Raw genomic sequence first — 6246 nt, 5'->3', positions numbered from 1 at the left:
CACCACTCAGCAAGCGGCCGACCTGCTCAATGTCTCCAGGCCATTCCTCATCGGGCTCCTACAGGCCGGAGAGATCGAGTACCGCAAGGTCGGCAAACACCGAAGGATTCCGGCGTCATCGCTGATGGAGTACAAGCGGCGAGACGACGAACGCCGCCGCGAGGCCGCGGAGGAACTCACCCAACTGGGCCAGGAGATGGGACTGATCTGAAACATGGCTTTCGTTGCCCTGTACGACGCCAACGTGCTCTACCCAAGCACCCTGCGCGACCTGCTCATATGCATAGCGCAGGACGGCCTCGTACAGGCCAAGTGGACTGCTCGTATCCTCGACGAGACGTTCGGCAACCTGAAAGCCAAACGGCCCGACCTCGATCCTGTCCGGCTCGACCGGACCAGGGAAGCCATGATGAGGGCCGTGCGCGACTGCATGATCAAGGGCTACGAGCCGCTCATAGAGGCCCTTGAACTCCCCGATCCGGATGACCGCCACGTCCTCGCGGCGGCCATCCGGGCGAAAGCACAAGTCATCGTCACGTTCAATCTCAAGGACTTCCCTCCCGGCGCCCTGTCGCCATGGGACATGGAGGCCAAGCACCCCGACGCGTTCATCGAGGACCAGATCGATCTGGATCCGGCCACCGTGTACGCGGCGGTACGCCGGATCGCGGACAGATGGAAGAACCCGCCGGGGACCGTGCAGGACGTGCTCGGCTCACTGGAGCGGGACGGCATGGTCGCCTCGGCCGCGGCCTTACGGGCGCTCTGAGCGTGTGGCAGCCTCCGCCTGCCGTGGCAGGCGGAGGCTGCCACGTATCCGGCCACACCCCGGCCCGGTGGCGGCCGGCGGCCCCGCAGGGACACGGCAGAGCGGATAGCGGCGTTCCCTCCGCTCGAACCCCGCGCCGGTGACGACGGTCACGACGCCGTCGGCGCGATGACGGCTCCGTGGTGATGGAACGCCCGTCCCCGCCACTGCCGGCGCGGCGGGGACGGGCGTCCGCTACTTCAGCATGTGCTTGCAGCCCGTGACGTCCTTGCCGTCCTTGTTGTCGGCGACCTTCTCGCCGTCGACCGTGATGGTGCAGGATGCGGGCCGGAGCTGCCCGTCCGGGCCCTGCACCGAGCCCGGCACGATGGTCACCGGGACGCCGAGCTTCCGCTCCGCGCCCTTCAGAGTGACCTTGACCGTCTTCTTCCACGGGAGCGTGACCTGCTCGGTCGCGTTGCTGCCCGCGACGTAGGCGATCTGCGTCGTGCCCTTGCCCTGGACCTCGAGGGTCACCTCGCGCGTCACCCCGTCGCCCCCGGCGCCGTCCTCCTCCGGCCGTTCGTCCGGGGCGGACGACGCGGCCGAGCCGTCCTTCTTCTTCCCGTCCCCGTCCTCGCCGCCACCGCCGCCGCAGGCCGTCAGCAGGGTGGCGGCCACGACCAGGGCCAGCCCGGCGACCGTCTTGCGCATGTCTGTCTTCCCCCTCGTACGTCGGAACCGGCCCGGGCGCCCCGCCCGGACCATCCGGCGATCCTAGCCGCCGGCGACCACCCGGCCGCGCGCCCGGAGACGCGGAAAGGGCCCGTACGACCGAAGTCGTACGGGCCCTTTCACCGGCCGAAGCCGGCAGCCGCCTTCAGGCAGCGGACCGGGTCACTTGATGATCTTGGTGACCTGGCCGGCGCCCACGGTCCGGCCACCCTCGCGGATGGCGAACTTCAGGCCCTCCTCCATGGCGACCGGCTGGATCAGCTGGACGGTCATGGTGGTGTTGTCGCCCGGCATGACCATCTCGGTGCCCTCGGGCAGCTGGACGACACCGGTCACGTCCGTGGTCCGGAAGTAGAACTGCGGACGGTAGTTGTTGAAGAACGGGGTGTGGCGGCCACCCTCGTCCTTCGACAGGATGTAGGCCTGGGCCTCGAACTCGGTGTGCGGGGTGACCGAACCCGGCTTGATGATGACCTGGCCGCGCTCGACGTCCTCGCGCTTGATGCCGCGGAGGAGCAGACCGACGTTCTCACCGGCCTGGCCCTCGTCGAGCAGCTTGCGGAACATCTCGATGCCGGTGACGGTGGTCTTCGTCTTCTCCGGCTTGATGCCGATGATCTCGACTTCCTCGTTCACCTTGAGCACACCGCGCTCGATACGGCCGGTGACGACCGTACCGCGACCGGTGATGGTGAAGACGTCCTCGATCGGCATGAGGAACGGCTTGTCGGTGTCGCGCTCCGGCTCCGGGATGGACTCGTCGACGGCCTTCATCAGGTCGAGGACGGACTGCGCCCACTTCTCGTCGCCCTCAAGCGCCTTGAGCGCCGAGACGCGGACGACCGGAACCTCGTCACCCGGGAACTCGTACTCGGAGAGCAGCTCACGGACCTCGAGCTCGACGAGCTCCATGATCTCCTCGTCGTCCACCATGTCGGCCTTGTTCAGGGCGACGACGATGTACGGAACGCCGACCTGGCGGGCCAGGAGCACGTGCTCCTTGGTCTGCGGCATCGGGCCGTCGGTCGCGGCGACCACGAGGATGGCACCGTCCATCTGGGCAGCACCGGTGATCATGTTCTTGATGTAGTCCGCGTGACCCGGGCAGTCGACGTGGGCGTAGTGACGGCTCTCCGTCTGGTACTCGACGTGCGCGATGGAGATGGTGATACCGCGCTGGCGCTCCTCGGGAGCCTTGTCGATGTTCTCGAACGCCGAGACCTCGTTGACGTCCGGGTAGGCGTCGTGCAGCACCTTGGTGATCGCCGCGGTAAGAGTGGTCTTACCGTGGTCGATGTGACCGATGGTGCCGATGTTGACGTGCGGCTTAGTCCGCTCGAACTTCGCCTTCGCCACTGGGGTCCTCCTGTGGACTGGTGCTGTACTCCCCCGCGCTCTGCGGAAGGGGTTCAGATGGTCGTGCCGAACCGGTCAGGACCCCGAGGGGGACGCCCTTGACCGTTTCGTATCTGGGGCGGGCCGCCGGGGGCCCGCCACCGAACCGGTACGGCTCGGCGGCGGACGCCCCGAATGCCTTGTTGTGCTCCAGCCTATAAGGGTGGATAGCTACACGAAACGTACGCTACTCGCCCTTGGCCTTCGCGACGATCTCCTCGGCCACGTTCTTGGGAACCTCGGCGTAGGAGTCGAACTGCATCGAGTAGCTCGCGCGACCGGAGGTCTTGCTGCGGAGGTCACCGACGTAACCGAACATCTCCGACAGCGGAACCAGGCCCTTGACGACCTTGGATCCGGCGCGGTCCTCCATGGCCTGGATCTGGCCACGGCGGGAGTTGATGTCACCGATCACATCGCCCATGTACTCCTCGGGCGTGGTGACCTCGACGGCCATCATCGGCTCCAGCAGGGCCGGGCTGGCCTTGCGGGCGGCCTCCTTGAAGGCCATGGAACCGGCGATCTTGAACGCCATCTCGGAGGAGTCGACCTCGTGGTAGGCGCCGTCGAGCAGCGTCACCCGCACACCGGTGAGCGGGTAGCCCGCCAGCACGCCGAACTCCATCGCCTCCTGGCAGCCGGCGTCCACGGAGGGGATGTACTCCTTCGGGATGCGGCCACCGGTGATCTTGTTGACGAACTCGTAGCCGTCGCCCTCCAGGGGCTCGACCGAGATCTGCACCTTCGCGAACTGGCCGGAACCACCAGTCTGCTTCTTGTGCGTGTAGTCGACCTTCTCGACGGACTTGCGCAGGGTCTCCCGGTAGGCGACCTGCGGCTTGCCGACGTTGGCCTCGACCTTGAACTCGCGCTTCATGCGGTCGACCAGCACCTCAAGGTGCAGCTCGCCCATGCCCGCGATGATGGTCTGGCCGGTCTCCTCGTTCGTCTTGACCTGGAAGGACGGGTCCTCCTCGGCAAGGCGCTGGATGGCGACACCCAGCTTCTCCTGGTCGCCCTTGGACTTCGGCTCGATGGCGACCTCGATCACCGGGGCCGGGAAGTCCATGGACTCCAGGATCACCGGAGCCGACGCGTCGCAGAGGGTCTCGCCCGTGGTGGTCTGCTTCAGGCCCATGACGGCGACGATGTCGCCGGCGCCCACGCTGTCGATCTCCTCACGCTTGTTCGCGTGCATCCGGTAGATCTTGCCGATGCGCTCCTTCTTGCCCTTGACGGAGTTCAGCACCTGGGTGCCGGACTCCATGCGGCCGGAGTAGACCCGGACGAAGGTGAGCTTGCCGAGGTGCGGGTCGCTCATGATCTTGAAGGCGAGAGCGGCCAGCGGCTCGTCCTCGGTCGGCTTGCGCCGCAGGATCTCCTCGGTGTCGCTCGGCGCGTGGCCCTCGATCGCCTCGATGTCGACCGGCGAGGGCAGGTAGCGCACGACCGCGTCGAGCAGGGGCTGGACGCCCTTGTTCTTGAACGCGGTGCCGCAGAACACCGGGGTGACGGTGGTGCCGGTGCCCTTGCCGGAGTTGATGGTGATGCGGCGGATCGCCGCGTACAGCTGCTCCTCGGTGGGCTCCTCGCCCTCCAGGTACAGCTCCATCAGCTCCTCGTCGTTCTCGGCCACGGCCTCGACCAGCTTGCCGCGCCACTCCTCGGCGGCCTCGGCGAGCTCGGCCGGGATGTCGACGACGTCGTACATCTCGCCCTTGGCCGCCTCCGCCGACCACACCAGGGCCTTCATGCGGACGAGGTCCACCACGCCCTTGAAGTCGGCCTCGGCACCGATCGGGAGCTGCATGACCAGCGGCTGCGCGCCCAGGCGGTCGGAGATCATGTCGACGCAGCGGTGGAAGTCCGCACCGGTGCGGTCGAGCTTGTTGACGAAGCAGATGCGCGGAACGCCGTAGCGGTCCGCCTGACGCCACACCGTCTCGGACTGCGGCTCAACACCGGCGACGCCGTCGAACACCGTCACCGCACCGTCGAGCACGCGCAGCGAGCGCTCCACCTCGACGGTGAAGTCGACGTGGCCCGGGGTGTCGATGATGTTGATGGTGTGATCAACGTTGTCGAGCGACCAGTGGCAGGTCGTCGCGGCCGACGTGATGGTGATGCCGCGCTCCTGCTCCTGCTCCATCCAGTCCATGGTGGCAGCGCCGTCGTGGACCTCACCGATCTTGTAGCTCACACCGGTGTAGAACAGGATCCGCTCGGTGGTGGTCGTCTTGCCCGCGTCGATGTGGGCCATGATCCCGATGTTCCGGACCTTGGCCAGGTCAAGTGAAGTGGTAGCCATAAGGCTCAGTCTTCTCTCGGTTCTCGATGGGGAAGCGACTACCAGCGGTAGTGCGCGAAGGCCTTGTTGGACTCGGCCATCTTGTGAGTGTCCTCGCGCTTCTTCACGGCGGCGCCGAGGCCGTTGGAGGCATCGAGCAGCTCGTTCATCAGACGCTCGGTCATGGTCTTCTCGCGACGCGCGCGGGCGTAGCCCACGATCCAACGCAGCGCGAGAGTGGAGGAACGGCCGGGGCGCACCTCGACCGGAACCTGGTAGGTGGCGCCACCGACGCGGCGGGAGCGGACCTCAAGGGTCGGCTTCACGTTCTCGAGTGCGCGCTTGAGCGTGATGACCGGGTCGTTGCCGGTCTTCTCACGCAGGCCCTCCATGGCGCCGTAGACGATGCGCTCGGCGGTGGAGCGCTTGCCGTGCAGCAGCACCTTGTTGATGAGGGAGGTCACCAGAGGAGAGCCGTAGACCGGGTCGACGATGACCGGTCGCTTCGGGGCGGGGCCCTTACGAGGCATGCTTACTTCTCCTTCTTGGCGCCGTAGCGGCTGCGAGCCTGCTTGCGGTTCTTGACGCCCTGGGTGTCGAGGGAACCGCGGATGATCTTGTAGCGAACACCCGGCAGGTCCTTCACACGGCCACCGCGCACGAGCACGATGGAGTGCTCCTGCAGGTTGTGGCCTTCACCCGGAATGTAAGCGGTGACCTCGATGCCACTGGTCAGACGCACACGCGCGACCTTACGCAGGGCCGAGTTCGGCTTCTTGGGGGTGGTGGTGAAAACGCGCGTGCAGACACCACGGCGCTGAGGGGAGCCCTCAAGGGCCGGCGTCTTGTTCTTCTCGACCTTGTCCTGCCGGCCCTTGCGGACCAACTGCTGGATCGTAGGCACCGTTTCTCCGGTTTCTGTGTGCCAGTCTCGGTACAACTAACCCGGGCCACTCACCGACCCACGCGGTCGGGTGTGTCGAAGGCTGCACACTCCCGTCAGCACGGGGCCCTCTGGGTGAGAAGCATGCAGATTTCGGTGTCCCCGTCCTCACTTCCCTGTGCGTCTTGGCGCGTACGG

General features: G+C 66.6%; 7 protein-coding genes. 2 read left to right on the top strand and 5 right to left on the bottom strand.

The window, feature by feature from the left end; all coding sequences use genetic code 11:
• On the top strand, nt 1-211 hold a 211-nt coding region (locus VE546_RS13895), incomplete at its 5' end, for a helix-turn-helix domain-containing protein (RefSeq protein ID WP_324922101.1).
• A gap of 3 nt (nt 212-214) precedes the next feature.
• Nucleotides 215-769, top strand: coding sequence for a PIN domain-containing protein (locus VE546_RS13890; protein WP_324922099.1), 555 nt, complete (start codon nt 215-217; stop codon nt 767-769).
• A gap of 234 nt (nt 770-1003) precedes the next feature.
• Here VE546_RS13890 and VE546_RS13885 read toward each other — a convergent pair whose 3' ends face one another.
• From VE546_RS13885 to rpsL, 5 genes are all read right to left on the bottom strand, one after another.
• Nucleotides 1004-1462: a hypothetical protein gene (locus VE546_RS13885; protein ID WP_324922098.1), complete on the bottom strand. Its 459-nt coding sequence runs from the start codon at nt 1460-1462 to the stop codon at nt 1004-1006.
• 183 nt (nt 1463-1645) lie between these two features.
• Nucleotides 1646-2839, bottom strand: coding sequence for an elongation factor Tu (tuf, locus tag VE546_RS13880; RefSeq protein ID WP_324922097.1), 1194 nt, complete (start codon nt 2837-2839; stop codon nt 1646-1648).
• Between the two features lie 226 nt (nt 2840-3065).
• The gene (fusA, locus tag VE546_RS13875) at nt 3066-5186 is read right to left on the bottom strand and encodes an elongation factor G (RefSeq protein WP_324922095.1); all 2121 of its coding nucleotides are present in this window, start codon (nt 5184-5186) and stop codon (nt 3066-3068) included.
• A gap of 38 nt (nt 5187-5224) precedes the next feature.
• A complete protein-coding gene (rpsG, locus tag VE546_RS13870) occupies nt 5225-5695 on the bottom strand; it encodes a 30S ribosomal protein S7 (RefSeq protein ID WP_031510640.1) in 471 nt (156 codons plus the stop codon).
• A gap of 2 nt (nt 5696-5697) precedes the next feature.
• Nucleotides 5698-6069 (bottom strand): 30S ribosomal protein S12, encoded by a 372-nt coding sequence (gene rpsL, locus VE546_RS13865; protein WP_003948652.1) that lies wholly within the window; start codon nt 6067-6069, stop codon nt 5698-5700.
• Nucleotides 6070-6246 lie beyond the last annotated feature (177 nt).

Origin of the sequence: Streptomyces sp. (genome assembly GCF_035644915.1) — a bacterium.
GTDB lineage: Bacteria > Actinomycetota > Actinomycetes > Streptomycetales > Streptomycetaceae > Streptomyces.
The sequence above is the reverse complement of the archived record's forward strand: the minus strand, read 5'-3'. Positions and strand labels throughout refer to the sequence as shown.